A 24,458-nucleotide genomic window follows, 5' to 3' on the forward strand; every position below is an offset into this window, starting at 1 on the left:
GAAGGACAAGAGGTTGACCCCACCCCGATAGATAGTAGAATTTAGATATACGGTGGGGGGGTGACCCCACCCCCTCACCGCCCCGACGATCACGAAGGAGTCCGAACCATGGCCGATGACGGCTACTTGGGCCAGTACCTGCACGAACTTCCACCCAGCACCCGCAACATCACCTCCGCGGCGATGGCGCTGGCCCGGGTCGGTGAACTCGGCTGGGCACCTCGGGGTGGATACCCGGGCTCGGACGTCCTGTGGCCGGTGAAGTGCCTGCTGTGCGGCTGGGACGGCCTCCGCTTCTACAGCCACCTCCGCCGCGCCCGACCGAAGGGCCGCCACGCGGGGTGCCTCCCCATCGCAGAGATCACGGAACGGCTCGACCGGCTCGGAGCGACGGCCACAAGCAGCTGCGCGTGCGCTCAGCCTCACGCCGTGAGCGCCGAGGCGTTCCACGAGGCTGCCCTGCTCCTCGGCTCAGCACACACCGACGGCGCCCGCGAGCAGGCTCTCTTTCTCGCCGAACGACTCCTGGGCCCCTGCACGGCGGCGGCCCGCCGCGGCCGCGCCGCACAGCGCGCCTTCCCCCGCTCCTGACCACACCCATGAAAGGCGGCACGATGAAGCCGTTCAAGATCGGAGACCGCGTCTCCGTCCTGTACCTCTCTAGGACCCGAGGCACCTGCCTGGCCATGAACCGGTACGTCGTCCAAACGAGCGACCACCCCGTGTACGGACAGAAGGTCTGGGTGGAGATGCCCGCCGAGTCCGCGCGGGCCAGCTTCCACGTCACCCCCGCGCACCCCGACTTCATCAACCACATGGACGCCGACCCCATCTCCGCGCAGTCCACGAACACCCTGATCTCCAACCTGGACTGGCACCTGACGATGGCCGCCCCGCAATCCACCCGTCCGACCTGGCCGGCCGGGTGGTGCAGCGCACGCGTCGAAATCCCCCTGACCGAAGATGAGCGCGCCGTACACGCCTCGCAGGCCGCGCTGCACTTGCAAGAACTGCGCCTATGGCGGGCTGAGTTCACGCGCTGGGCGCAGTCGGTGATGCCGGAGCACCTGCGAGGAGCCCTGTGATCGCCATCGACCGGCCGCACGCGACTTCCGGCGGGGCCTGGCTCGCCCGCGTCCGCAACCCGTCCTCCGCACACGAGTACCGGACCCTGATCCCCACGAACCGTCTGCGCACCGAGGAATGGGCCCAGGCGCAGGCCGTCATAGCCGCCTCCCGGGATACCCCGCAGCTCGACGCGTCGTTCTGGGAGGGTGCCGCTCTGTACGAGCTCACATACCTGCCCCAGCTCGTGCACCGGGAACGGGCCGTCGCGTGGGCCGCGCTGCTGGAACTCGGCGGCGTGACACCGCAACGCGGCTGGCGCCCGGGTGTCGCCGCCGCCTGGGCGGGGCGCGGCGACCGGTGGCGCGACCACCTGGAAGGCGTGCACCAGAGGATGCGGGAGCAGGTCATCGGGTTCGGAACCACCCTGGCTCAGGTCATGTGGGCGGCGGACACGCCTCACTGCATGGAGATCGAGGAATACCGGGACGGCTTCGACGAGGTGAACTGGCAGCTCCTCGGCGCCGACGTACAAAAGGCGGCGATGTCCACCTTGATCCGGACCCCGTACGGCCTGCTCTGGCTCGACAACGGGTGAGCCGGGCGCCCCCGCTGCGGCGGGAGCCAGGGTTGACCCCATCCCCAAAGATAGTAGAATTTAGTTATGAGTTGAGGGGCCAGCACCCTCAACTCCGGCCCGTCCCGCACCCCCGCGGGACGGGTCGCCCCGTTTCAGCACCCCAAGGAGCCACGATGGACCTGCAACTCGACCTGTTCGCCGCGCTCGCCTCCGAGTCCGAGCAGCCTTCGAAGCCCGCACCCGCTCCACACCGTGCGGCAGCACCCACCGCGACCACCCGCCCTACGGTCGCCGCAGCTCCGGCCCCGCGCGCGAAGCCTGCGGCCGGCCGCCGACTGTCCGACGAGGGCGCCCACCGCACGGCTGTCACCCTGGGCGAGGCCGTCGCGGGCGCATGGCACAGGGCGCACGGCGGCCCGGACATGGCCGTGCCCATCGGCCTCGTCGCCGCCCTCACCCTGATCAGGCAGCGCGACGCGCACGGGCCGGACCTCAAGGCCCAGATCCTCGCCCAGCAGCCGCGCGAGCTGATCGAGATGTACCGGCAGATTTGGGCCGGACACTGGCAGGCCCGCCCCGATCTGATCGACCGGGCCCGCGTCCTGCACGAGTGGCTCAACGCTCCGGGCGAGATCGACGACCACCGCGCGCACTGCGTCAAGGTCGTCACCGAAGCCGCACTGAAAGCGGGGATCCTCGACCTCACCGGGCACCCCGACGCCATCGAGCGGTCACGGACCGACGCCCTGTCGCACGTGATCATGCTTCTCCGAAGCGACGGCGCCCGTCAGGGCCTTGGTGAATTCCACACCCCATCGTCGGTGACGACCATGCTCGGGGAAGTGATGCTCGCAGAGCTCTCCGCCGAAACCACCATGGAGGCCAAGGGGCCCGAGGCAGGCCAGCACATCCACGACCCGGCCGGCGGGAGCGGCGGCATGCTCCGCGCCGCCGCTCAGGCCCTGCGCTGGCGCGGCCTCGACCCGGCGGACTTCCAATGGTCGATGGTCGACATAGACCAGGTCGCGGCGGCCTGCGCAGCAGTCAACGCGATCGTCTGGGGCCTGGGCCCCAACGTCGTGGTGGCCTGCGACGACTCCCTGGTCAACCCCCGCGCCGTCGAGGATGCCCGCGCCCACGCACGGGCCGTCATCGCGCACCGCGACCAGGTGATGGGCACCGCGCGCATGATCGCCGCCGTTCGCCGGACGCAGGCGCTGCTGGAGACGGCGGTGGCGGCGTGAAGTCGGTCAGCTACGGCGGAGGCGTTCAGAGCACCAGCCTGATGGTGCTGGCCGCCCGCGGGGAGATCCCGCACCGCGACTTCCTCTTCGCCAACGTCGGCGACGACAGCGAGGACCCGCGCACCCTGGACTACATCCATCGGGTCGCCGCCCCCTACGCCCGCGCCAACGGCCTTCGCCTCCATGTGCTTCACCGGCAGACCGCCGGACGGCGCGAGACCCTGTGGGAGCGGTTGATGCGCCCGGGCTCCAGGTCGCTGCCGATCCCGGTACGGATGAGCAACGGGGCACCTGGCACCCGCGGCTGCACCCGGGACCACAAGGTCAAGGTGACAGGGGGGTGGCTGCGCAGGAACGGGGCGCACCGTGACGCACCGGCGGAGGTGGGGATCGGGATCTCCATGGACGAGATCGGCCGGGCCACCTCACGGCGGGTCGAACCGTACGAGCGGGTGACATACCCGCTGCTGGACCTGCGGATGCGGCGCACGGACTGCCTGGGGCTGATCGCGGACGAGGGCTTGGAGGCCCCGCCCAAGTCGGCATGCTGGTTCTGTCCCCTGAAAACGCTCCCAGGCTGGTCGGAGCTGGCCCGCGACCGGCCCAGCCTGTTCAGCCGGGCGTGCGACCTCGAGGAAACCCTGAACGCGCGCCGCGCGGCGCTCGGCCGGGATGAGGTGTTCCTGACGCGCACCGGCCGCCCGCTGGCCGACGCGATCAGCGCGGCGCAGGATGAGCTGCCGTTCGATCCCGGCTGCGATTCCGGATGGTGCATGACCTAGAGCCCCCCTGCTGACCTGCGCAAACGGACTTGACCCCCTCCTCACGGGTAGTAGAATTTAGTTATGAGGCGGGGGGGGAACCCGGCCTACAGCCACAGGAGGAGCCATGACCGACACCACCACCGCCTTGCGCATCGACCTCAACGGGCAGGTCCGCGAATACGACCTCGGAAGCGACCCCAGCCAGCACTACAGGGTGATTGGCCGCGCCCTGCTCGACAGCGTCGAGGCCGTCGAGCACATCGAGCGGCCGACCGGTCCGAACGTCGTCGTTCTCGCCCGCGTCCACCGCGCAGGCCAGCCGCTCAACCTGTGGGCAGCCGCCGCCTCCGACGCCCTCGAATCTCAGATCACGCAACTGGTCGCAGGCGAAGTCCTGTTCATCGGCTACGTCGCCGCCACCGAGACGATCACCAGCCTCCCCGACGACGCAGCCGCGCTGATCCGCGAAGCCTGCATCCTCCCGTAACCCCCGCCCGCAGCACACCTCTTGGAGAACGACCATGACCGCAGACACCAGCGCCCGGATCTCCCTGATCGACCTCCTCCTCCTGGCCGAGCCCCTGGCCGACCGCCTCGGGCCGGACTGGACCCGCATCGAGACCAGTCCCGACCCCAAGACCATCCAGTACGGCCACACCACCGGAGCGGTACTCGGCATCCGACACCTGTGGGACGGAGCCGCCGCCCAGACCTATGTACGGACCGACGGCGAGCCCGCCTACAACGCCGGTGTCACCTTCCGCGAGGACACCTCCATCGACGACAGCCTCATGGCGGTCATCACCAACCGGCTCCTGCCCGCGATGGACGGTCACCGCCCCAAGCTCCGCCAGAACGGCACGCTCCACCAGCCCAAGGACGCCAAGTCGACCGAGGCCCCGACCACCGACGAGCAGCCGCCCACGGAGCCGAACACCGAGGTCCCCGAGTCCGTACCGGCCGAAGCCGACCGCCCCGACGCCGTACAGCCCGCCGACGCGGCACCGGCACCGAAGGCGCGAACCCGTGCAAAGAAGGCCGCACCCAAGACCCCGCCGGCGCCCACGAAGAAGGCCGCCCCGCGGCGAACCGCCGTCCGCAAGCCCAAGACCGCCACCACCGCCTAACCCGACCAGACCGCCGGGGTGCGGGCGAACCCACCGCCCGCACCCCACATCGCAGAGGAGCCGAACATGACCGCAACCGCCATCGAGCCCACCAGCGTCCACGACCACGCGGAGGAAACCACCACCTCCTTCAACGGGCAGTTCATCTGGATCGACCCTCGCGAACTCGTCATCGACCCGTACAACCACCGCCGCAAGCGTGGGGACGACGACAACGGCACCGAACCCGACCCGGCACTCGTTGAGTCCGTCTTCGAGTTCGGCGTCCACACGCCGCTACTGCTGCGCCCGCAGACCGGCGCGCAGGACGGGCTGCTCGGCGTCGTCTTCGGGCAGCGCCGGATGAAGGCCGCCCTGATCGCAGTACAGAGGGCTCTCGCGGCCGGCGAGCCCGTGCGGATGGTCCCCGCGATCGTCCGCGAGGACCTGCGTGACGCCGACGACGAGGCGCTGGCCTTGTCCGTGATCGAGAACGTTCACCGGCGGGAAGTTACGACCCTCGACGTGCTCGACGCTGCCGAACAGCTGGCTCTGATGCCGGTGGGCAAGCTCAAGCGCGAGCGGGCCGCCCGCGCCCTCGGGATCTCACCCGAGGAGATCACTGCAGCCCCGCAGGCCGCCAAGCTCAGCGACAAGGCCCTCCGGGAGGCGACCACCGCCGACTTCGACCTGGTGGAGATGGCCGACCTCCAGACCGTCGAAGAGGTCCCCGGCGCCCTGTCCAAGCTCCAGCGCGCCAAGACCCGCGACACCAGGGAAGGAGACGACAAGCGGGGCAACTGGGCCCACGCCCTGGCGGAGCTGCGGCAGACACAGCAGGAGCAGCAGGAGCGGGAGCGCATCGTCAAGGAGCTGGCCGAGCAGGGCATCCAGATCGTGGTCTGGCGGGCGCACCGGGAGAACGACAAGTCCCGCCTCCTGGCCGACCTGGTGACCGATATCGGCAACCCGATGACCTCGGAGCAGCACGCCAAGTGCGGCGGGCACGCCGCAGCCTTGGCCCCCGGCGAAACCGAGGTGGAGTGGGTCTGCACCGACTGGAAGCGGTACGGACACGAGCTGACCGACGAAGCCGCCGCAGCAAGCAAGAAGACCAAGTCCACCCCCGAGGAGCTGGACGCGCGCCGCAAGGTCATCCGCTACAACAAGGCATGGCGTACGGCTCGAGGGGTCCGCCAGGAGTTCATCGCCAGGATGTGCGCGGCGAACGGTGAGGCGGATGACTCCACATGGACGCTGATCCTCAGCGTGATCACCGGCACCTCCATCCACTACGGACGCCACGCCAGCAACCCGAAGACCGAGCTCATCTCCGCCTTCCTCGGCCTCCCGGACCCCAACAAGGACCGCAGCCAGTGGAACCGGGTGAAGAACCCCTACGCCAAGCTCATCGCGACCACGCCGAAGGCCCGACGGTGGCGGCTGCTGCTGGCCCAGGTGGCAGCCATGTTCGAGAGCGAGAACATGCACGACGGCGCCTGGCGGAACGTCGATGAGAGCTGCGTGACCTGGCTGAGCTTCCTGAAGGGCCAGGGGTACACGCTCAGCGAGGTAGAAGCCGAAGTCCTCGCCGACGGCATGAAGCGGTACCGACCCGCACGCCAGAAGAAGTAGGACTCCCCTCAGGGGTGGGTGCGCGCACCGCACCCACCCCTCATGGATAGCAGAATTTCGATACGGGGTGCACGCCGCACGGCCACCCCGTCAACCAGAAAGACCACCGCCCATGACCAGCAAGGCCACGCGAACCGCCATCCACGCCGGCGTCACCATCACCATCAAGACCAGCAACCGCACTACCACCGACCTCGCCGTCACTCCCCACGAGGGCATCACCGTCCGCGGCCCGCACACCCTCACCGACGACGACGCCCGCGCCCTCGTCACCCGCCGCAAGCACTGGGTTTACCGCCAGCTGAGCAAGCTCTGCGCGCAGGCCCCCGCCAACCCCACCAAGACCCTCCGCGACGGCGAGACCTTCACGATCCTCGGCACGCCGCACATCCTCCGCCTCACCGGCGACCGGCCGCAGACCGAGCCCGCCCGGGTCCGCTACGACCCCCGCGACGGCTTCGTCGTCGACCTGAGTCAGGAGGCAGCAGAAAATGCGGACGAAGCGCGGCAAATCATGATCAACCTGCACGTGGACGTGGCCAATAAATGGCTGGAAAAGAACAGTGCACGAATCACCCGACTCGTCCCGAACCGCGACATAAAGATCACTGCCTCAACCCGTAAGCGAACCCACACACACTGGGTCAACCGCCGCCCCAACGGCGAACTGGCCCTCCACTGGGCACTCGCCCAACTCCCCACCCTCCACCTCCGCGAACTCCTCCACCGCAACCTGAACCTCCACTCCATCGCCGACGGCCACGAAGTCGACCAGAACCTCCGAACCCTCTGGCTCGGCGAACTCGCCCTAGCCCCCCAAGAAGCCGCCAAGGAATCCGACGCCTGCCCCGGATGCCACGCCCAACCCGGCACCCTGCACACCAACCGCTGCGACGTCGCCCGCTGCGCGCTCACCGGCTTCCAGCGCGGCTCCTGCCACCCCGGCACCATCTGCCTCACCATCTGGACCGGACGATGGCCGGGGACGGACGAGTGCGAGGAGTACGGCTTCTTCTACCGACCCGTGGCCGGCCGGGCCGAACCCTGCAACGCCACCGACGAAAGGGCCGAGCACGACTACAACCGCCTGTACGCCGAGTGCGTCTGGCACCCCGGCCAGCAGCGCATGGTCCTGCCCGCCTAGGTGCCGATGTCACCGAAGATGCGATGCGAAGACGGTCGCGAATCCCGAGCAGACCTCATTACTTCGCAGCGATGTTTCTGACCAGGGCCGTTGCCGCGACTCCCGCCGCGTGCTCCCCCTCGGGACGCCGGTCTGGCGCGTAGCCGCAGCGCCAAGCACGGGCAACTGATGTCAACCGAGGTCACCTCGGGGTGGCACCCGTCCCCAGGACTGCCCAAGATCCGCCTTGTCCCCAGACTGTCCCCAGGGAAGAACAAAACGGACCCCAGGAGAGATCTCCTGGGGTCCGTTCGATAAGAAATGCCTGGTGAGGCATGGTGGGCGCGGACGGTTTCGAACCGCCGACATCTGCTTTGTAAGAGCAGCGCTCTACCCCTGAGCTACGCACCCGTGGATGAGTGGACAGCCTACATGGCGGGCACACCCCCCACGCAAACCCGTTCCCTTGGGGGAGAATGGTGCGGGGCATTGCGGACACGCGGTACGGGAGAGGGATTGTGACGACGGCATCCCGGCGGTGGTTCGGTGGGCGGGACGAGAGTCGGCGGGCCGAGGCGCAGGCGGCGAAGGATGCCGCTGCCGCGGCGTTCTACGAGCTCGACAGCGCGCAGCGGGACCTGAGGATCTCGATCGAGACGATCGCCGCGGCGGACGGTTCGCCCGCCGGGCGGCAGGCCGGCGAGGGGTTCGCCGCGCTCGGGCAGCGGATCGATCAGGTCAGCCATGTGTACATCGAGGCGGTGGACGCGCACGATCTGGACCGGGTCGATCTGGAGGCGTCGGCCGCCTCGCGGGCGCGGGAGGAGCTGACCCGGGCTCGTGATGAGCTGGTGCGGGTCAAGGGGGAGCTGGACCGGTTCGCGCAGGGGTTGCAGCCGCTGCTGGACAAGGCCGAGACGCAGCTGGCCCGGGTGGCTCCGGCCCGGGAGCGGGCGAAGGCGGCGCTGCTGGCGGCGAGTGATGCGCTGGATGCCGTACGGGCCAAGGGGATGCGGGCCGATGATCTGGCGGCGCGGCTGGCGGCGCTCGGCCCGGAGCTGACCAAGCTGAACGAGGGTGCGGGCCGGCACGGGGTGCAGGAGACCGTGCAGCGGGCCGACCGGATGCTGCGGGACGCGGAGGGCGTGCGGGCCGAGGCGGCGCGGCTGCCGGAGCGGGCCGCGGAGATCGACCGGCGGCTGGTGAGCCTGCGGACGCGGGCCCAGGCCCTGCGCAACCGGGCGGACCGGGTGGATCCGGTGCTCAGCGAGCTGCGCCGGAGGTTCAGCGCGGCGTGCTGGCAGGACCTCCAGCAGGTGCCGGACGAGGCGATACGGGATGTGGCGCGGGCGGAGGACCGGCTGCTGGAGGCCTCCCGGGCCCGGGACGAGCAGCGCTGGGCCGATGTGGGGGTGCTGATCGACGCGGTGCGGGACTCCCTGGAGGCCACGGACGAGGCGGTGTCGGCGGCGCAGGACCGGCTGACGCGGCTGGAGGACGTGGCGCGCAATCCGCAGGCCGAGGTGGACCGGACGCGGTTCGCGATCCGCGACGCGCAGCGGCTGGCGATGGCGGGCCGCAGTGTGCCCGATCCGCGGCACGCGCGGCCGCTGGACGAGTCGGTGGCGCGGGTGGACCGGGCACTGGCGGGGCTGGAGGGGCGGCATCCGGACTACTGGGCGTTCCTGCTGGAGATGCAGGACGTACGGGAGGCCGTGAACCGTGTGGTCAACGGGATCCGGGCGGAGCGCGGCCACGGCTGAGTTGTCCCCGTGGGGGTGGCGGCGGATGCTGGAGTTGGTGCCCGGAACGGAGCTACGGAGCAGAGGAGGGCGGGATGGCTGTCCACACTTCCCACAGGTCCGGTGAGCAGGCCGCGTCGCGGCGTGAGACGTACGCGCCGCACGCGCTGTACGGGTGCACCGAGCCCCATGAGTCCTATGCGCCCTACGTGCCCCACGAGCCCTATGCGTCCCACGCGCCACAGGCCTCCGCCGGGCTGCTGCAGCGCGCCCTGCACCCCGTCAACGCCCGGCTCGACGAGCATCTGCCGGCCGATCACAAGCTCAGCAAGGTCTACCGGGTCGGTGCCGGTCTGACCGGGCTGCTGCTGATCGTGTTCGGGATCCTGGGGCTCGTCGACCGGATCGGGTTCTTCGACACCGGCGGCGACACCGTGCTGGCCCTGAACACCAACGGCGCGCTCAGCGTCCTGTCGATCTGCATCGGGGCGCTGCTGTGCATCGGGATGGTGATCGGCGGGACGTTCGCCTCCACCCTGAACATCGTGCTGGGCCTGCTGTTCATCGCGAGCGGGTTCGTGAACCTCGCGCTGCTCGACACGGAACTGAACTTCCTGGCCTTCAAGATCCCCAACGTGCTGTTCAGCTTCGTGGTCGGTGTGATGCTGATGTGGTTCGGGATGTACGGGCGGGTCGGCAGCGCGCTGCCGCACGACAATCCGTACTGGCGGGCCCGCCACCCCGAACAGGCGGCGAGGGAGGACAGGGCGTACCGGGCGGCCGCGCTGGGTCGGCCCTAGCCGTGGCGGCCGGGTCGGCCGTAGCCCTCGCAGCCGGGTCGGCCGTAGCCGTCGCGGCCGCGGCGGCATAGCCTTGGCCGCATGCCTCGATACGAGTACCGCTGCCGGACCTGCGACGACACCTTCGAGCTGAGCCGGCCGATGGCCGAGTCCTCGGCGCCCGCCGACTGCCCCGCAGGTCACGCCGACACCGTCAAGCTGCTGTCCGCCGTCGCCGTCGGCGGGACGGGCAGTGCCCCCGCGCCCGCTCGCGCCATGGGCGGCGGGGGCGGCGGCTGCTGCGGTGGGGGCGGCTGCGGATAAGCCGGAGCCTTCCCCCTCCGGCGGCCGCCGGAGCCGTCAGCGCTTCCGGGACAGGGTCACGCCGTCCGAGATCGCCAGCAGGACCGACTCCATGCGGGGATCCGCCGTGACGTGGTCGTTGAACGCGCGGACACCGGCCGCCGAGCCGGTGGCCGACTCGTCGAGGACCGAGCCGTGGAAGAGCGTGTTGTCCGTGACGATCAGGCCGCCCGGGCGCAGCCTCGGCACGAGCTCCTCCCAGTAGGCGATCTGGCTCTCCTTGTCGGCGTCCACGTACGCCATGTCGATGTGCGGCGTCGCCGGCATGGCGCGCAGGGTGTCGAGCGCGGGCGCGATCCGCAGCTCGATGCGGTCCGCGACGCCCGCCGCCTCCCAGGCTTCCCTGCCGTATGCCGTCCACTCCTCGGAGACGTCGCAGGCGATGAGGCGGCCGTCGGCCGGCAGTGCCTGGGCCATCGCCAGGGAGGAGAAGCCGGTGAAGGTGCCCACCTCCACGATGTGGCGGGCCCCCGTCAGGCGGACCAGGAAGGCCAGCAGCGGCCCCTGCTCCTCCGCGGACTGCATCCCGGCGACGTCCGGGAACTTGGCGTAGGTCGTCTCCACGAGCCCCCGCTGGACGGCGTCCAGCGGGGGGTTGTGGGCGAGCATGTACCGGTAGAGCTCATCCGTGATCTTGGTGCTGTTGCCCTTGGTCATGCGGTCAGTCTCGCAACGCTCCGGCCGCCCGTCCGGCCGCTCGGCCGAATTCGCGGACGATTTCCTCGCCCGCGAGCACGCCCGCCGCGGCCAGGGCCTTCACGTTCGGGGCGTGCCAGCGGGCGTCGGCGAGTTCGCCGTGGCCCGGGCGCCACGCCGCGTCCGCCGCGAGCAGCAGGTCGGCGTCCAGGAGCGAGTCTCCGGCGGCCAGGGTCGTGGTCGCGCCCGTACGGCGGGCCACCTCGTGCATCGCCGCGCTCTTGGTCAGCGGGCGCGGTACCGCGTAGATCTTGCGGCCCTGGAGGGACACCGTCCAGCCGCGTGCCTCCGCCCACTCCGCCAGCGCCTTGAGCCATTCGTCGGGGACGAGGGCGCGTTCCACGACGAGGTACGCGAACAGTTCCTCCGCCACCCGCGCCTTGCGCAGCCAGGCCGGGTCGGCCGTCGCCAGCAGGTGGGCGTGGACCTCCTCCAGCGGGGCGCACTCCTGCGCCAGGCGGGCCGCGACCTGCCGCCGCCAGTCCTTGTCGGGCACTCCGTCGACCAGCAGCTGGCCGCCGTTCGCGCAGATGGCGTACTTGGCCGGGCGGCCGGGGAAGCGGATGCGCTGGTACTGCTTGCGGGTCCGCGTGGTCGTCGGGACGAAGACCACCGAAGGGTCGGCCGTCAGTTCCGCCAGCAGTGCCGCCGCCGTCTCCGTCATGTAGGACAGCGGCTTGCTCTCGTGGACCTCGACGCACAGCAGCCGGGGGGCCACCGGGTCGGGCATGGTCAGGCCGAGGGCCGCCGCCGAGTAGATGAGCGTACGGTCGAGATCACTGGCTACCAGGACAGTCACTTCGAGGCCACAGCCTTTCCGTCGGCGCCGGTGGCGCCGCGCGTGAATCGGGGGTGGATGAGTCCGACGCAGGTGTAGGGCAGGCCGTCGACCTCCTCCACCGGGACCCCGCGCTGCTCGGCGAGCAGCCGTACGTGGTCCAGGTCGGTGCCCGCGCCGCGCTGGGCGAGGATCTTCCAAGGGACCCGGCGCAGCAGCACCCGGGTGGTCTCGCCGACTCCGGGCTTGACCAGGTTCACGTCGTGGATGCCGTACTCCTCGCTGATCCGCTCGACGGCCGCCCAGCCCTCCCAGGTCGGGGTGCGGTCCGCGGCGAGGAGTTCCTTGACCTCCTCGCCGACGGCGTCGGCGACCGCGTCGAAGTGGGCGGCGACCGTGTCGACGAAGGCGGTGGAGACGTCCGCGCCGGCGAGCTCGCTGTAGAACTTCGCGCCGTGGAAGTCGCCGGGTCCGACCAGGTCGGACCTCAGGACGGTACGCGATATGAGGCCGGAGACGGTGGAGTTGAGGCAGGCGGACGGGATCAGGAAGTCCTCGCGGGTGCCGTACGTCTCCACGCACGAGCCGGGGTCGGCGAGGACCACGATCTCCGGGTTGAAGCCGGGGTACTCGGCGAGGGCGGCGGTCAGCTCGCGCGTGATGGCGCCCTTGCCGGTCCAGCCGTCGACGAAGACGACGTCGGCCGGGTCGTGCCGGGCGGCCAGCCAGCGCACGGCGTTGGCGTCGATGCCGCGGCCGCGCACGATGGAGACGGCGTAGTGCGGCAGGTCCAGGCCGTGCCGGGCCCGTGCCCAGCGGCGCATCAGTACGCCGACGGGCGTACCGGCGCGGGCCAGGGAGACCAGCACCGGGGAGGGGGAGCGCTCGGCGAGGACCGTCTCGGTGACGGTGCCGACGGCGCGGGCGATGCGGGCCGCCGAGGCGGTCAGGGCGCTCTGGTACAGCTCCTGGTACTGCGGGGACGGCTGGTATTCGACGGGCAGGGACTCGGCGTAGTGTGCGCCGCCCGCCTGGATCGCCTCCTCGCGCTCCTCGGTGGGGGCCTCCAGCTCGACGTCGGAGAAGTCCTGGAGGAGCCAGCCGACGTCCTCGGCGGCGTACGAGGAGAAGGCGGGGCCGCGCAGGGGCTCGCGCAGGGGCGCGGGCACGGGCTCGCGCACGGGCTCGCGCAGGGCCCCGTCCGTGGTCTGCTCGGTCATGATCGGCTCTTGCTCCTGCCGGTCGGGTACGTAGGAAGGTACGACGGCCAGCAGGACCCGGCCGGTGTGCGGGGCGAGGCTCGCGAGCAGTCCGGTGCGCAGCCCGGGGGTGTCGCCGGCCGAGTCGACGACGGCGACGACCGCGTCGAAGCCGGCGCCCGCGACGTTGTAGGCGTACCGGTCGCCGGGGCCGTCGGCCGGAGCGTCGTGGGCGGGGAAGACGAGCCGGGTGCGGATGGCGTAGCCGGGGTCGTCCACGGCCAGCACGGGCGAGCGGGTGGTGGTGGAGAAGCGGACCTCGCGGGCCGCGCCCGCCTCCTCCAGGGCCTTCGCGAGGCGCAGGGGGGCGTACATCAGCTCCTCGTTGCCGAGGACGAGGATCCGGCCGGGGGTGTCGCCGAGGGCGGCCAGCGCCGCGCCGAGCCGGGCGGCCAGGTCGGGCAGGGCCTTGTCCAGGGCCGTGCGGTGGGCGGGGGTGAAGCCGTGGCGGCCGCCGTCGGGCACCGCGGCCGGCCAGGCCAGGTCCACGCGCGTGAACGGCCGCGGGCCGTCTCCCGGGGCTGCGTCCCCGCCCTCGGCAGCGGCTCGGGCCTCGGCCTCGGCCTGGTACTGCTCCACCAGGGCCTGGCCCTTGGCCAGGACGCCGTCCGGGAGGGTGACCGTGCCCGAGGCCAGGGCTATGAGGTCCACGCGGGCGCCGATGTCCGCGGCGAAGGCGGTGAGGCGGTCGCGGTCGGCCGCGGAGCGCATGTCGACGAGGGCGACGACCACGTAGTGCTCGCGCGGGTGGCGGGCGTGCAGGTCGCGGATGGTGTTCAGGACGGTGTTGCCGGTGGAGAACTCGTCGTCGACGAGGACCAGCGGCCCGCTGCCCGCCAGCAGCGCGGGGTCCTCGGGCAGCAGCAGGTGCGAGGTGGCGTGCGAATGCGCCTCCTCGAAGCCGCCCGCGGCCCGCACCCCCGCCACGGGCCGGCGGGTGGAGTGCAGGTACGGGGCGTCGCCCAGGCCGTCGGCGACGCAGTGGCCGAGCCCGGTGGCCGTCTCCGCGTAGCCGAGGACCACCGCGGAGGCGGCGCCGTCCGGACCGAGCAGCGCCCGGACCCGCTCGCCCAGCCCGTATCCGGCGGCGTAGACGACGGCCGGGGACTGCGGGACGTGCTTGCCCAGTACCTGCGAGACCAGCAGGTGAGCCCGCTTGGGGTTGCGCCGCAGCGCCAGTCCGAGCAGCTCCGCGAGCCGCGGCGAGCCCGGCGTACCGGCCTCCTCCAGGCTGACGCCCAGCCGGTCCGCGACCCAGGTTCCCGACCACACCGCTTCGATCGTCTTGCCTTTCCTCGTCGTCTCCGCCGTCACCAGGGGTTTCACACCTGGAGTCCGGCCGTGAGCAGGTCGACGAAGCCGACCTCCTCCTTCGCCACACCGAAGACCTCGGCGCGCTGCATGGTGCGCTCGGCCCAGGCCCGGTGGGGCTTCACTTCATTCATTTTGTTCGTATAAGCCGAACGCATCACCCCGCCGCCGCCGCGCTCGGGGCGCAGGATGTCCTCGGCGTCGCAGAATTCCTCGTGGGAGACCACGGACAGGGCGTGGACGGGCGTGACGTGGGCGGGGTGGATGCAGGTCTTTCCGAGCAGTCCGTTGGCCCGGTCGAGTTCGATCTCGCGCAGTAGCCCGTCCAGGTCGTGTTCGATCAGGGCGGTGCGCAGTTCCTCCACGCCCTCCGCCAGGAAGGGGCTGCGGCGCAGCTGGGGCTTGAAGAGGCGCTGCTGGCTGCGGAAGTACTCCCAGACGGGTCCGGTGACGGTGAAGCCGGTGCCGTCGGCGCGGCTGAGGACGTTGACCACGTCGGCGATCACGCCGGCCACGATCTGGACGTCGTAGGCGGTCATGTCGGGGGTGCGGCGCAGGCCGTAGGCGGAGCAGAAGTCGGTGACGCCGAGCCGCAGGGCCAGGACCCGCTCGCGGTGGCTGTTCACGGTGCGGGAGATGCCGGCGAGCGTCTCGACGCGGGTTTCGAGGTGCAGCAGGTCCGGGGTCTCCAGGACGGGCATGGCATACAGGCGGGAGTGGCCTCCGACGGCCTCCGCCTGCGCCACGGCGTCGAGGAAGGCGCTGCCACTGCTCTCGTTGAATTTGGGAAGTACGAATCCGGACAGTCGGTGCGCGGCTCCGCCGAGGCGTCTGACCAGGTCGGGAATCTGCTCGGGCGTGCGGACGCGGATGAACAGGAGCGGGAGCTCGCTGTCGTCGCTGTCGAGCTCGGCGAACTGCCGGACGAGGTTCTCCTCGGCCCCGGTGACATCGCCGTCGCTGATGGAATCCTCCAGGCAGAGGACCATGGAGACGACTCCTCGGCCGGCCTGCTTTCGGATGTCCCGGGCGAGCTGGGGCCGGGTTGCGGGGCTGTAGAGGGTGGCCCCGAGAGCCGCGGCGAGGGTGCGGGCGGGGGAGGCTCCGGTGAATTCCGCCGGTTCCTGGTGGAAGAGGTCCTTACGGACTGTGGGCGATACGTGCCCAAAGTGACGCATGTGCTTCCCCCGTACTGCCTCGGCGGCCCAACTGGCGTGGCCGGTAATAGTACGTACGAACCTGAGTCAAGAGTTCCTCAAGCACATGAAGTTCAGGTAACCCTCTTGCACCATGCCCAGCTCTCGCGTTCGAGACAAGGCCCTACGGGGGGCCGCATTGTCCCGGTCCACCCCGGGAGGGCAGGATGACGGGCATGACGCACGCGATGCAGAAGGGCTCGAACATCCCGGTGGCCGCCACGGCGGTCCGGGCGGTGCTGCGCTGGACCACCGGCCCCGAGGTGCCCGACGTGGACGCCTCCGCGCTGCTCGTGGGCTCCGACGGCCGGGTGCGTTCGGACGAGGACTTCGTCTTCTACAACCAGCCCAGGCACCCCTCGGGGGCCGTGTGGCGGCTGGGCAAGAAGCAGCTCGGTGAGGCGGTCACCGACGCGGTCCAGGCCGACCTGCGGACGGTGACCCCGGCCGTGGACCGGATCCTGGTGGTCGCCTCGGCCGAGGACGTGCCCTTCGAGCGGGTCCGGGACCTGCGGATCCTCCTGTACGACGCCACCGCGACCGGCGGCTCCGAACCGCTGGCCTACTTCGACGTGCGGCCCGAGACGGGCGCCGAGACGGCGCTGATCTGCGGGGAGCTGTACCGCAGGGGCGAGGGGTGGAAGTTCCGCGCGCTGGGCGAGGGCTACTCCGACGGGCTGGTCGGCCTGGCCACCGACCACGGGATCTCGGTCGACGAGAACGCCCCCGACCCCGGCGCGAGCCCGGCGGCCGGGAGCCCGGCGGCCGGACCCACCGCCGACCAGACGGCCGCCATGGCCCCGCCCACCCAGGCCCCGCCGTCCGTCCAGCCGGCCTACGGGTACCCGCAGCCGGTGTCCCCGGCCCCGCTGCCGGGTCCGGGCGCCGACCCGTCCTTCCGGCTGCCGGTGCAGGGCCCGCAGTTCATCCGCCGCTGACGGCGCGGCCGCCGCGCCCCCGCCTGACCCCCTCCCGGACCCCCGCCCGGCCGCCCCGCGGGGCTCCGGTCAGGCCTTGGTGCTCTTGTAGCCCCGCCCCCACTGGAGCCCCCAGCCGTACAACCGGTCCAGCTCGGCCTGGAACCCGTACACGAACTTCACCTCGCGCCGGACGATGAACTCGCCCTTGACGTGCCCCATCGAGACCACCGCGCAGGAGCGGGCCTGCGGGTGCCGCTCCTCCAGGGGGATCTCGATGCGCGGGCCGGTGACCGGGAACAGCGTGACCATGGCGTGGGTGCGGTCGAAGGCCGGGGTCTGGTCGTAGATGTAGACGAAGACCAGCATCCGCTTGATGTCTTCGGCGTGGTCGAGGTTGACGTAGAGGGTCTCCCCGGAGGCCGAGCCGAACCGGTCGTCCCCGCTGAGCTTCACGTACGGCGGGTCGTTGATGTCGCCCAGCAGGTTCCCGAGCGGCTGGACGGCGCCCCGGGTGCCGTCGGTCAGCTCGTACAGGCAGCCCATGTCGAGGTCGACGTTGACCATGCCCTGGGTGTGCGCCTGCACCATGTCGGGTTTGAACAGCTTGAACGGGTGGCGCAGGAGCCGCCCGCTCTGCCCGTGGCTGCTGCCTCCTATGTCCGAGGTGCGCATGCGCCAGGACAGGTTGACGCGCAGATTGCCGTGCACCGCCCCCTGTTTGGTGAGCGACACCGTCGGGTGCCGCTTGGTCAGCTCGATCGCGTTCGACGAGGCGCTGCCCGACTGGAACTGCACGGCGCGGCTGCCCATGATCCCGTCGAAGAAGCCCATGCCCCTGCCCCCCTTGTTCCCCTGGTCCCCTGGTGCCCTGCGTGACTACGGAAGCGGGGCGGCCCGCCGGGTCCGTGGACCCGGTGGACCGCCCCGCAGTTGAGCGTTCCGCATTACCGCCGCGGTCATGCCTCGGCGGTGGAACCCTCCAGTTCCAGGCGCTTGTTGCGGCGCACCGAGGACCAGAAGGAGGCGGCGATCAGCACCACGCCGATGAGGCCGGTGACGATCTCGCTGATCTCGTGCTGGATGGTGACCAGCAGGATGACGGCGAGCGCGCCGATCGCGTAGTGCGCGCCGTGCTCCAGGTAGACGTAGTCGTCCAGGGTGCCCTGGCGGACCAGGTAGACCGTGAGCGAACGGACGTACATGGCACCGATGCCGAGGCCGAGCGCCATCCAGAAGATGTGGTTGGTGATGGCGAAGGCGCCGATGACCCCGTCGAACGAGAACGAGGCGTCGAGGACTTCGAGGTAGAGGAAGAGGAAGAACGCGGCCTTGCCGGCCAGGCCGATGGCGGAGACGGGCTTGCCCGCGGCCTTGGCCTTCTCCTCCTCCTCGTGCTCGCGCTCCTCTTCCTCCTCCAGCTTGTCCTCGAAGTACGAGGACAGGCCGCCGACGATGAGGTACGTGATCAGACCGGCGACGCCGGCGAGCAGCACGGTGGCGGACTTGTCCACGGAGCCGGTGCTGGTGTGGGCGTTGACGGCGAAGGTCATCGCCGAGACGAGCAGCGCGATCAGGGCGATGCAGACCGACAGCATGTCGACCTTGCCGAGCTTGGCGAGCGGACGCTCAAGCCAGGCGAGCCACTTGTGCTCCCGCTCGTCGAAGATGAAGTCGAGGAAGATCATCAGCAGGAACATGCCACCGAAGGCGGCGATGGCCGGGTGGGCATCGGTGACCAGGGCCTCGTACTGCTCGGGGTGGTCCAGCGCCAGCTGGATGGCCTCGATGGGACCGACCTTGGCACTGATGGCGACGATCGCCACCGGGAAGACCAGCCGCATGCCGAACACGGCGATCAGGATGCCGATGGTGAGGAAGATCTTCTGCCAGAAGGCATTCATCTTCTTCAGGATTCCGGCATTGACGACCGCGTTGTCGAAGGACAGCGAGATCTCGAGGATCGACAGGATCAGTACGATCCCGAACGCCTCCCACCCCCACTGCCACGCGGCAAAGGCGAGGCCGAGCGCCGTGATGGCGAACGACCAGCCGAAGGTTTTCAGAACCACTGGCACCTGGCACCCCATGCGTCTTGTTGCGGCTTTACGAAACGTTGACCCCGAAGTCTAGAGCGATGCCCCTCAGCCCCGACGCGTACCCCTGCCCCACTGCACGGAACTTCCATTCACCTCCGTACCGGTAGACCTCGCCGAAGATCATCGCGGTCTCGCTGGAAGCGTCCTCGGAGAGGTCGTAGCGGGCCAGTTCCTGGCCGTCCGCCTGGTTCACCACGCGAATGAAGGCGTTGCTGACCTGGCCGAAGCTCTGCCGACGGCTGTCGGCCTCGTGGATCGAGACCGGGAAGACGATCTTGTCGACGCGCTCCGGCACCTTGCTGAGGTCGATGATGATCGACTCGTCGTCGCCGTCACCCTCGCCGGTGAGGTTGTCCCCGGTGTGTTCGACGGAGCCCTCGGGGCTCTTCAGGTTGTTGTAGAAGACGAAGTACTCGTCCCCGAGCACCCGGCCGCTGTTGCACAGCAGCGCGCTGGCGTCGAGGTCGAAGTCCGCGCCCGTGGTCGAGCGCGCGTCCCAGCCGAGGCCGATGAGAACCCGGGTCAGGTTCGGTGCGGCCTTGGAGAGGGAGACATTGCCCCCCTTGGCGAGTGTGACGCCCATGTTGTGGTCCTCCCCGGACGACGGTGTGCCTGCGTGACGGTGTGGCCCGCAGAGGCCCCTGGGGCCGGTCCGCAGGGCCGGAAAGCCGGTCCGGCGCCGTACACACAGTGCACGGCGCCGGACGGATGACTTCTCTGGACTCAGACGTTGACGCCGAAGTCCTGCGCGATGCCGCGCAGGCCCGAGGCGTAGCCCTGGCCGATGGCGCGGAACTTCCACTCCGCTCCGTTGCGGTACAGCTCGCCGAAGACCATGGCGGTCTCGGTCGAGGCGTCCTCGGACAGGTCGTAGCGGGCGAGCTCGGTGTTGTCCGCCTGGTTCACCACGCGGATGTACGCGTTGCGCACCTGGCCGAAGCTCTGCTGGCGGCCCTCGGCCTCGTAGATCGAGACCGGGAAGACGATCTTGGCGACATCGGCCGGGACGCCGGCGAGGTTCACCTTGATCGCCTCGTCGTCGCCCTCGCCCTCACCGGTGGTGTTGTCACCGGTGTGCTCGACCGAGCCGTCGGGGCTCTTCAGGTTGTTGAAGAAGACGAAGTTCGCGTCGCTGGCGACCTTGCCCTGGTCGTTGGTCAGGATCGCGCTGGCGTCGAGGTCGAAGTCGACACCGGTGGTGGTGCGAGCGTCCCAGCCCAGACCGACGATGACCGCCGTCAGGTTAGGCGCGGCCTTGGTCAGCGAGACGTTGCCGCCCTTGCTGAGGCTGACTCCCACGGGTCCTCCATTGGGTTCTGTGTGTGGGGCGGTGCCCCGTCGTGCACTGGGCCCTCCCGGCCGTGGCCGGAGGAGCTACCGGATCAACGTTTCGATCCTAGTGACGGGTTCCCGCCTGTAAACGGTTTTCGCGCGGAACTGAGACAAAGAGCCCGAGGAACTCCTCAGAGGCTGTCGAGCGCCTCGATGTACTCGTTCAGGTCACGCGCGTCGGGCAGCCCGTTGACGACGGTCCAGCGCACGACGCCGTCCTTGTCGATGATGAAGGTGCCGCGGACCGCGCAGCCCTTCTCCTCGTCGAAGACCCCGTACGCGCGCGAGGTCTCCCCGTGCGGCCAGAAGTCCGACAGCAGCGGGTACTCCAGGTCCTCCTGCTCCCCGAAGACCCTCAGGGTCGGCACGGAGTCGTTGGAGACGGCGAGGAGCTGGACCTCGTCGTTCTGGAAGCGCGGCAGCTGGTCCCGCAGCTCGCACAGCTCGCCGGTGCAGACGCCGGTGAAGGCGAACGGGTAGAAGAGCAGCACCACGGCCTTCTCCCCCCGGAAGTCGGAGAGCCGCACGGTGGCGCCGTGGTTGTCCTTGAGCTCGAAGTCCGGAGCCTTGTCGCCGACCTCGATCGCCATCTCTCGCATCCCTTCGTTCCCGCATTCCTGGATCGGCCGCAGTAAGCCGTTCGGGTGAGGCACAGCCTAGGCGGGCCAGTGCCCGGGAACGCACACACCCCGCCGACCGGGGCCGACGGGGTGCGAAAAGTGTCCGCTCTGGAGCGGAGGGCGCGGCTTAGCGCTTGGTCTTGACGGCCGTCTTGGGCGTCACCAGCTTGGTGGCGGCCCACTCCTTGCCCACGGGGAGACCCTTGGCCAGCGAGAGGCCGGCGGTTTCCGCGGCTTCCTTGATGTCGCTGGCCTCGACGTAGCCGGGGCGGCCCGTCTTGGGGGTCAGCAGCAGGATCAGTGCGCCGTCCTCGATCAGCTCGGTGGCATCGACCAGGGCGTCCGCCAGGTCGCCGTCGTCCTCGCGGAACCACAGCAACACGGCGTCCGCGACGTCGTCGTAGTCCTCGTCGACGAGATCGCCGACGAGCTCATCAACGACATCACGGAATTCCTGATCGACGTCGTCGTCGTAGCCGATCTCCTGGACCACCTGTTCGGACTGGAAACCCAGCCGGGCGGCCAGGTTCTCCGCGTGGTCCGCGGTCGCGCTCACGGGGTGCCTCCTGCTCATGTTCGGTGAATGTCTTCTGGCGGCGCGCGTACGCGCAGCATTGGACGTAGTCCACACGGGCGCGGCGGATCGCGCAAGTACCCGGCCGCCGAGACCGTCGAAACGGTGACGATTGCGGCCGTCTCGCCGCAACTTTCAGCCTCCCCGTACGGGGCTCTCGTGATTCATCCCACACCATCGCGGTTCTTTCGGCATCATCGGCAACACCTTGGGACTTTCCTACCTGTTTGAAGGACGAACGTCCTTACGAGTTCGTTGACAGGGTGTGACCGACTTGGGCGTAAGGTTGCGATTTGGCCGAGCCGCCCTCGGATCGCCCGCCCAGGACTTCCTGCCGTCTCCAGGGATTACCCAGCGGTAAAGATGACGATTTCGGCCGAGCGTAAGACCATGGGAGGCGGCGAACTCAAGGCACGACTCCCCCGACAGCGAAGGAACAGCGTGGTTTCCGCATCCGATCGCAATCCGATCATCATTGGCGGCCTGCCCAGTCAGGTCCCGGACTTCGATCCGGAGGAGACGCAGGAGTGGCTCGACTCGCTGGACGCGGCGGTCGACGAGCGGGGCCGTGAGCGCGCCCGTTATCTGATGCTGCGGCTGATCGAGCGGGCCCGTGAGAAGCGCGTGGCCGTGCCGGAGATGCGCAGCACGGACTACGTGAACACGATCGCCACCCGGGACGAGCCGTTCTTCCCCGGCAACGAGGAGATCGAGCGCAAGGTCCTCAACGCCACCCGCTGGAACGCGGCCGTCATGGTCTCGCGCGCCCAGCGCCCGGGCATCGGGGTCGGCGGCCACATCGCCACCTTCGCCTCCTCCGCCTCCCTCTACGACGTGGGCTTCAACCACTTCTTCCGGGGCAAGGACGAGGGCGACGGCGGCGACCAGATCTTCTTCCAGGGCCACGCCTCGCCCGGCATCTACGCGCGCGCCTACCTCCTGGACCGGCTCTCCGAGCAGCAGCTCGACGCGTTCCGGCAGGAGAAGTCGAAGGCCCCGTACGGCCTTTCGAGCTACCCGCACCCGCGGCTGATGCCGGACTTCTGGGAGTTCCCGACCGTCTCGATGGGCCTGGGCCCGCTCGGTGCGATCTACCAGGCGCGGATGAACCGGTACATGGAGGCGCGCGGGATCGCCGACACCTCCAAGTCCCACGTTTGGGCGTATCTCGGCGACGGCGAGATGGACGAGCCGGAGTCGCTCGGCCAGCTGTCGATCGCCGCCCGCGAGGGCCTGGACAACCTGACCTTCGTGGTGAACTGCAACCTGCAGCGCCTCGACGGCCCGGTGCGCGGCAACGGCAAGATCATCCAGGAGCTGGAGTCGCAGTTCCGCGGCGCCGGCTGGAACGTCATCAAGCTGATCTGGGACCGCTCCTGGGACCCGCTGCTGGCGCAGGACCGCGACGGCATCCTGGTCAACAAGATGAACACCACGCCCGATGGGCAGTTCCAGACGTACGCCACCGAATCGGGCGCGTACATCCGCGAGCACTTCTTCGGGGACGACCAGCGGCTGCGGGCGATGGTCGCGAACATGACCGACTACCAGATCCAGCACCTGGGCCGCGGCGGTCACGACCACAAGAAGGTCTACGCGGCGTACGCGGCGGCCAAGGCCCACAAGGGCCAGCCGACGGTGATCCTGGCCCAGACGGTCAAGGGCTGGACGCTGGGGCCGAACTTCGAGGGCCGCAACGCGACGCACCAGATGAAGAAGCTGACGGTCGACGACCTCAAGCGCTTCCGCGACCGCCTGCACATCCCGATCACGGACCAGCAGCTGGAGAACGGCGCGCCGCCGTACTACCACCCGGGCCGCAACTCGCCCGAGATCCAGTACATGCACGACCAGCGCAGCTCCCTGGGCGGCTACGTGCCGACCCGTGTGGTGCGCGCCAAGCCGCTGGAGCTGCCGGGCGACGCGACGTACGCGGCCGCCCGGAAGGGCTCGGGCCAGCAGTCGATCGCCACCACGATGGCCTTCGTCCGCATCCTGAAGGACCTGATGCGGGACAAGGAGATCGGCAAGCGGTTCGTGCTGATCGCGCCCGACGAGTACCGCACCTTCGGCATGGACGCGTTCTTCCCGAGCGCCAAGATCTACAACCCGCTGGGGCAGCAGTACGAGGCGGTCGACCGCGACCTGCTGCTCGCGTACAAGGAGTCGCCGACCGGCCAGATGCTGCACGACGGCATCTCGGAGGCGGGCTGCACGGCCTCGCTGATCGCGGCGGGTTCGGCGTACGCCACGCACGGCGAGCCGCTGATCCCGGTCTACGTCTTCTACTCGATGTTCGGTTTCCAGCGCACCGGTGACCAGTTCTGGCAGATGGCCGACCAGCTGGCGCGCGGTTTCGTGCTGGGTGCGACCGCCGGCCGGACCACCCTGACGGGTGAGGGTCTCCAGCACGCCGACGGCCACTCCCAGCTGCTGGCGTCGACGAACCCGGGCTGCGTCGCGTACGACCCGGCGTACGGCTACGAGATCGCGCACATCGTCAAGGACGGTCTGCGGCGCATGTACGGGCCCGATGCCGAGGACGTCTTCTACTACCTGACCGTCTACAACGAGCCGATCCAGCACCCGGCCGAGCCGGCGGACGTGGACGTGGACGGCATCCTCCAGGGCATCCACCGGGTGTCGGCGGGCACCTCGGGCACCATCGGGGCGCAGATCCTGGCCTCGGGCGTGGCGGTGCCGTGGGCGCTGGAGGCGCAGCGGATCCTGGCGGCCGAGTGGAACGTCCGGGCGGACGTCTGGTCGGCGACCTCCTGGAACGAGCTGCGCCGCGAGGCGGTGGAGGCGGAGCGGCACAACCTGCTGCACCCGGAGGAGGAGCAGCGCGTCCCGTACGTGACGCGGAAGCTGTCGGGTGCCGAGGGGCCGTTCGTGGCGGTGTCCGACTGGATGCGGGCGGTGCCGGACCAGATCTCGCGCTGGGTGCCCGGCCCGTACACCTCGCTGGGCGCGGACGGTTTCGGGTTCGCGGACACCCGCGGCGCGGCCCGGCGCTTCTTCCACATCGACGCCCAGTCGGTGGTGCTGGCGACGCTGACCGAGCTGGCCAAGACCGGTCAGGTCGACCGTTCGGTGCTCAAGCAGGCCCTGGACCGGTACCAGCTGCTGGACGTCACGGCGGCGGACCCGGGCGCGGCGGGCGGCGACGCGTAGCCGCCGAGCGGCGGACCGGATGATGACGGCGGCGGCCCGACCGGGCCGCCGCCGGGTGTGGGCGAGGTGCCTCCGGCGGAGCCGGGGGCACCTGCGCCTTA

Annotated in this window: 24 protein-coding genes and 1 tRNA gene; 14 read left to right on the forward strand and 11 right to left on the reverse strand. The window is 70.0% G+C overall.

From position 1 onward, the window contains the following. Positions 1-108: 108 nt before the first annotated feature. The 9 genes from ACTVZO_RS14240 (at position 109) to ACTVZO_RS14280 (ending at position 7,538) form a co-directional block, all read left to right on the forward strand. Positions 109-591: a hypothetical protein gene (locus ACTVZO_RS14240; protein WP_443298742.1), complete on the forward strand. Its 483-nt coding sequence runs from the start codon at positions 109-111 to the stop codon at positions 589-591. Between the two features lie 23 nt (positions 592-614). Continuing rightward, entirely contained in the window at positions 615-1,085 is a 471-nt protein-coding gene (locus ACTVZO_RS14245) for a hypothetical protein (protein ID WP_443298743.1), read from the forward strand. Continuing rightward, positions 1,082-1,663: a hypothetical protein gene (locus ACTVZO_RS14250; protein ID WP_443298744.1), complete on the forward strand. Its 582-nt coding sequence runs from the start codon at positions 1,082-1,084 to the stop codon at positions 1,661-1,663. Before ACTVZO_RS14245 ends, ACTVZO_RS14250 begins: the two co-directional genes overlap by 4 nt. Before the next feature lie 155 nt (positions 1,664-1,818). Beyond that, a complete protein-coding gene (locus ACTVZO_RS14255; RefSeq protein ID WP_443298745.1) occupies positions 1,819-2,889 on the forward strand; it encodes an N-6 DNA methylase in 1,071 nt (356 codons plus the stop codon). Then, positions 2,886-3,671 carry a phosphoadenosine phosphosulfate reductase gene (locus ACTVZO_RS14260; RefSeq protein WP_443298746.1) on the forward strand — a complete coding sequence of 262 codons (786 nt, stop codon included), beginning with the start codon at positions 2,886-2,888 and terminating at the stop codon, positions 3,669-3,671. The genes ACTVZO_RS14255 and ACTVZO_RS14260 overlap by 4 nt, the downstream gene beginning before the upstream one ends. A gap of 106 nt (positions 3,672-3,777) precedes the next feature. After that, a complete protein-coding gene (locus ACTVZO_RS14265) occupies positions 3,778-4,140 on the forward strand; it encodes a hypothetical protein (protein WP_443298747.1) in 363 nt (120 codons plus the stop codon). Positions 4,141-4,174: 34 nt separating this feature from the next. Further along, a complete protein-coding gene (locus tag ACTVZO_RS14270; RefSeq protein WP_443298748.1) occupies positions 4,175-4,780 on the forward strand; it encodes a hypothetical protein in 606 nt (201 codons plus the stop codon). A gap of 66 nt (positions 4,781-4,846) precedes the next feature. Beyond that, positions 4,847-6,394, forward strand: coding sequence for a ParB/RepB/Spo0J family partition protein (locus ACTVZO_RS14275; RefSeq protein WP_443298749.1), 1,548 nt, complete (start codon positions 4,847-4,849; stop codon positions 6,392-6,394). A 112-nt stretch (positions 6,395-6,506) separates the two neighbouring features. Continuing rightward, positions 6,507-7,538, forward strand: coding sequence for a YgjP-like metallopeptidase domain-containing protein (locus ACTVZO_RS14280; protein ID WP_443298750.1), 1,032 nt, complete (start codon positions 6,507-6,509; stop codon positions 7,536-7,538). A 315-nt stretch (positions 7,539-7,853) separates the two neighbouring features. Here the strand turns inward: ACTVZO_RS14280 and ACTVZO_RS14285 are convergent. Then, positions 7,854-7,928, reverse strand: a tRNA-Val gene (locus ACTVZO_RS14285). 65 nt (positions 7,929-7,993) lie between these two features. Between ACTVZO_RS14285 and ACTVZO_RS14290 the strand changes: the two genes are divergently transcribed. From ACTVZO_RS14290 to ACTVZO_RS14300, 3 genes are all read left to right on the forward strand, one after another. Next, positions 7,994-9,280 (forward strand): hypothetical protein, encoded by a 1,287-nt coding sequence (locus ACTVZO_RS14290; RefSeq protein ID WP_443298751.1) that lies wholly within the window; start codon positions 7,994-7,996, stop codon positions 9,278-9,280. A gap of 74 nt (positions 9,281-9,354) precedes the next feature. Further along, entirely contained in the window at positions 9,355-10,059 is a 705-nt protein-coding gene (locus ACTVZO_RS14295) for a DUF4383 domain-containing protein (protein WP_443298752.1), read from the forward strand. Between the two features lie 81 nt (positions 10,060-10,140). Beyond that, entirely contained in the window at positions 10,141-10,362 is a 222-nt protein-coding gene (locus tag ACTVZO_RS14300; RefSeq protein WP_443298753.1) for an FmdB family zinc ribbon protein, read from the forward strand. Positions 10,363-10,398: 36 nt separating this feature from the next. Here the strand turns inward: ACTVZO_RS14300 and ACTVZO_RS14305 are convergent, their stop codons facing one another. Genes ACTVZO_RS14305 through ACTVZO_RS14320 form a run of 4 tightly spaced genes read right to left on the reverse strand, consistent with a single transcriptional unit; the run spans position 10,399 to position 15,623 of the window. Further along, positions 10,399-11,058, reverse strand: a complete 660-nt coding sequence (locus ACTVZO_RS14305; protein WP_443298754.1) for an O-methyltransferase — start codon at positions 11,056-11,058, stop codon at positions 10,399-10,401. Positions 11,059-11,062: 4 nt separating this feature from the next. Beyond that, a complete protein-coding gene (locus ACTVZO_RS14310; protein ID WP_443298755.1) occupies positions 11,063-11,896 on the reverse strand; it encodes an HAD family hydrolase in 834 nt (277 codons plus the stop codon). Next, positions 11,893-14,448, reverse strand: a complete 2,556-nt coding sequence (locus ACTVZO_RS14315; RefSeq protein WP_443298756.1) for a phosphoribosyltransferase — start codon at positions 14,446-14,448, stop codon at positions 11,893-11,895. Before ACTVZO_RS14315 ends, ACTVZO_RS14310 begins: the two co-directional genes overlap by 4 nt. Before the next feature lie 8 nt (positions 14,449-14,456). Beyond that, positions 14,457-15,623: an HpcH/HpaI aldolase/citrate lyase family protein gene (locus tag ACTVZO_RS14320; RefSeq protein WP_443298757.1), complete on the reverse strand. Its 1,167-nt coding sequence runs from the start codon at positions 15,621-15,623 to the stop codon at positions 14,457-14,459. A gap of 194 nt (positions 15,624-15,817) precedes the next feature. Between ACTVZO_RS14320 and ACTVZO_RS14325 the strand changes: the two genes are divergently transcribed. Beyond that, positions 15,818-16,579, forward strand: coding sequence for a TerD family protein (locus ACTVZO_RS14325; protein ID WP_443298758.1), 762 nt, complete (start codon positions 15,818-15,820; stop codon positions 16,577-16,579). Between the two features lie 69 nt (positions 16,580-16,648). Here the strand turns inward: ACTVZO_RS14325 and ACTVZO_RS14330 are convergent, their stop codons facing one another. From ACTVZO_RS14330 to ACTVZO_RS14355, 6 genes are all read right to left on the reverse strand, one after another. Next, on the reverse strand, positions 16,649-17,392 hold the full coding sequence (locus tag ACTVZO_RS14330; protein WP_443298759.1) for a TerD family protein: 744 nt from the start codon (positions 17,390-17,392) through the stop codon (positions 16,649-16,651). Positions 17,393-17,517: 125 nt separating this feature from the next. Next, entirely contained in the window at positions 17,518-18,630 is a 1,113-nt protein-coding gene (locus ACTVZO_RS14335) for a DUF475 domain-containing protein (RefSeq protein ID WP_443303171.1), read from the reverse strand. Positions 18,631-18,664: 34 nt separating this feature from the next. Beyond that, positions 18,665-19,240 carry a TerD family protein gene (locus tag ACTVZO_RS14340; protein ID WP_266936833.1) on the reverse strand — a complete coding sequence of 192 codons (576 nt, stop codon included), beginning with the start codon at positions 19,238-19,240 and terminating at the stop codon, positions 18,665-18,667. A gap of 140 nt (positions 19,241-19,380) precedes the next feature. Then, on the reverse strand, positions 19,381-19,956 hold the full coding sequence (locus ACTVZO_RS14345) for a TerD family protein (protein ID WP_384215838.1): 576 nt from the start codon (positions 19,954-19,956) through the stop codon (positions 19,381-19,383). Between the two features lie 164 nt (positions 19,957-20,120). After that, the gene (locus ACTVZO_RS14350) at positions 20,121-20,579 is read right to left on the reverse strand and encodes a peroxiredoxin (RefSeq protein WP_443298760.1); all 459 of its coding nucleotides are present in this window, start codon (positions 20,577-20,579) and stop codon (positions 20,121-20,123) included. Between the two features lie 157 nt (positions 20,580-20,736). Beyond that, entirely contained in the window at positions 20,737-21,165 is a 429-nt protein-coding gene (locus ACTVZO_RS14355) for a DUF3052 domain-containing protein (RefSeq protein WP_384215834.1), read from the reverse strand. Positions 21,166-21,624: 459 nt separating this feature from the next. Between ACTVZO_RS14355 and aceE the strand changes: the two genes are divergently transcribed. Beyond that, the gene (gene aceE / locus ACTVZO_RS14360; RefSeq protein ID WP_443298761.1) at positions 21,625-24,357 is read left to right on the forward strand and encodes a pyruvate dehydrogenase (acetyl-transferring), homodimeric type; all 2,733 of its coding nucleotides are present in this window, start codon (positions 21,625-21,627) and stop codon (positions 24,355-24,357) included. Positions 24,358-24,458: the final 101 nt, after the last annotated feature.

The sequence above is a fragment of the Streptomyces sp. IBSNAI002 genome, assembly GCF_052244475.1.
Classification (GTDB): Bacteria; Actinomycetota; Actinomycetes; order Streptomycetales; family Streptomycetaceae; genus Streptomyces.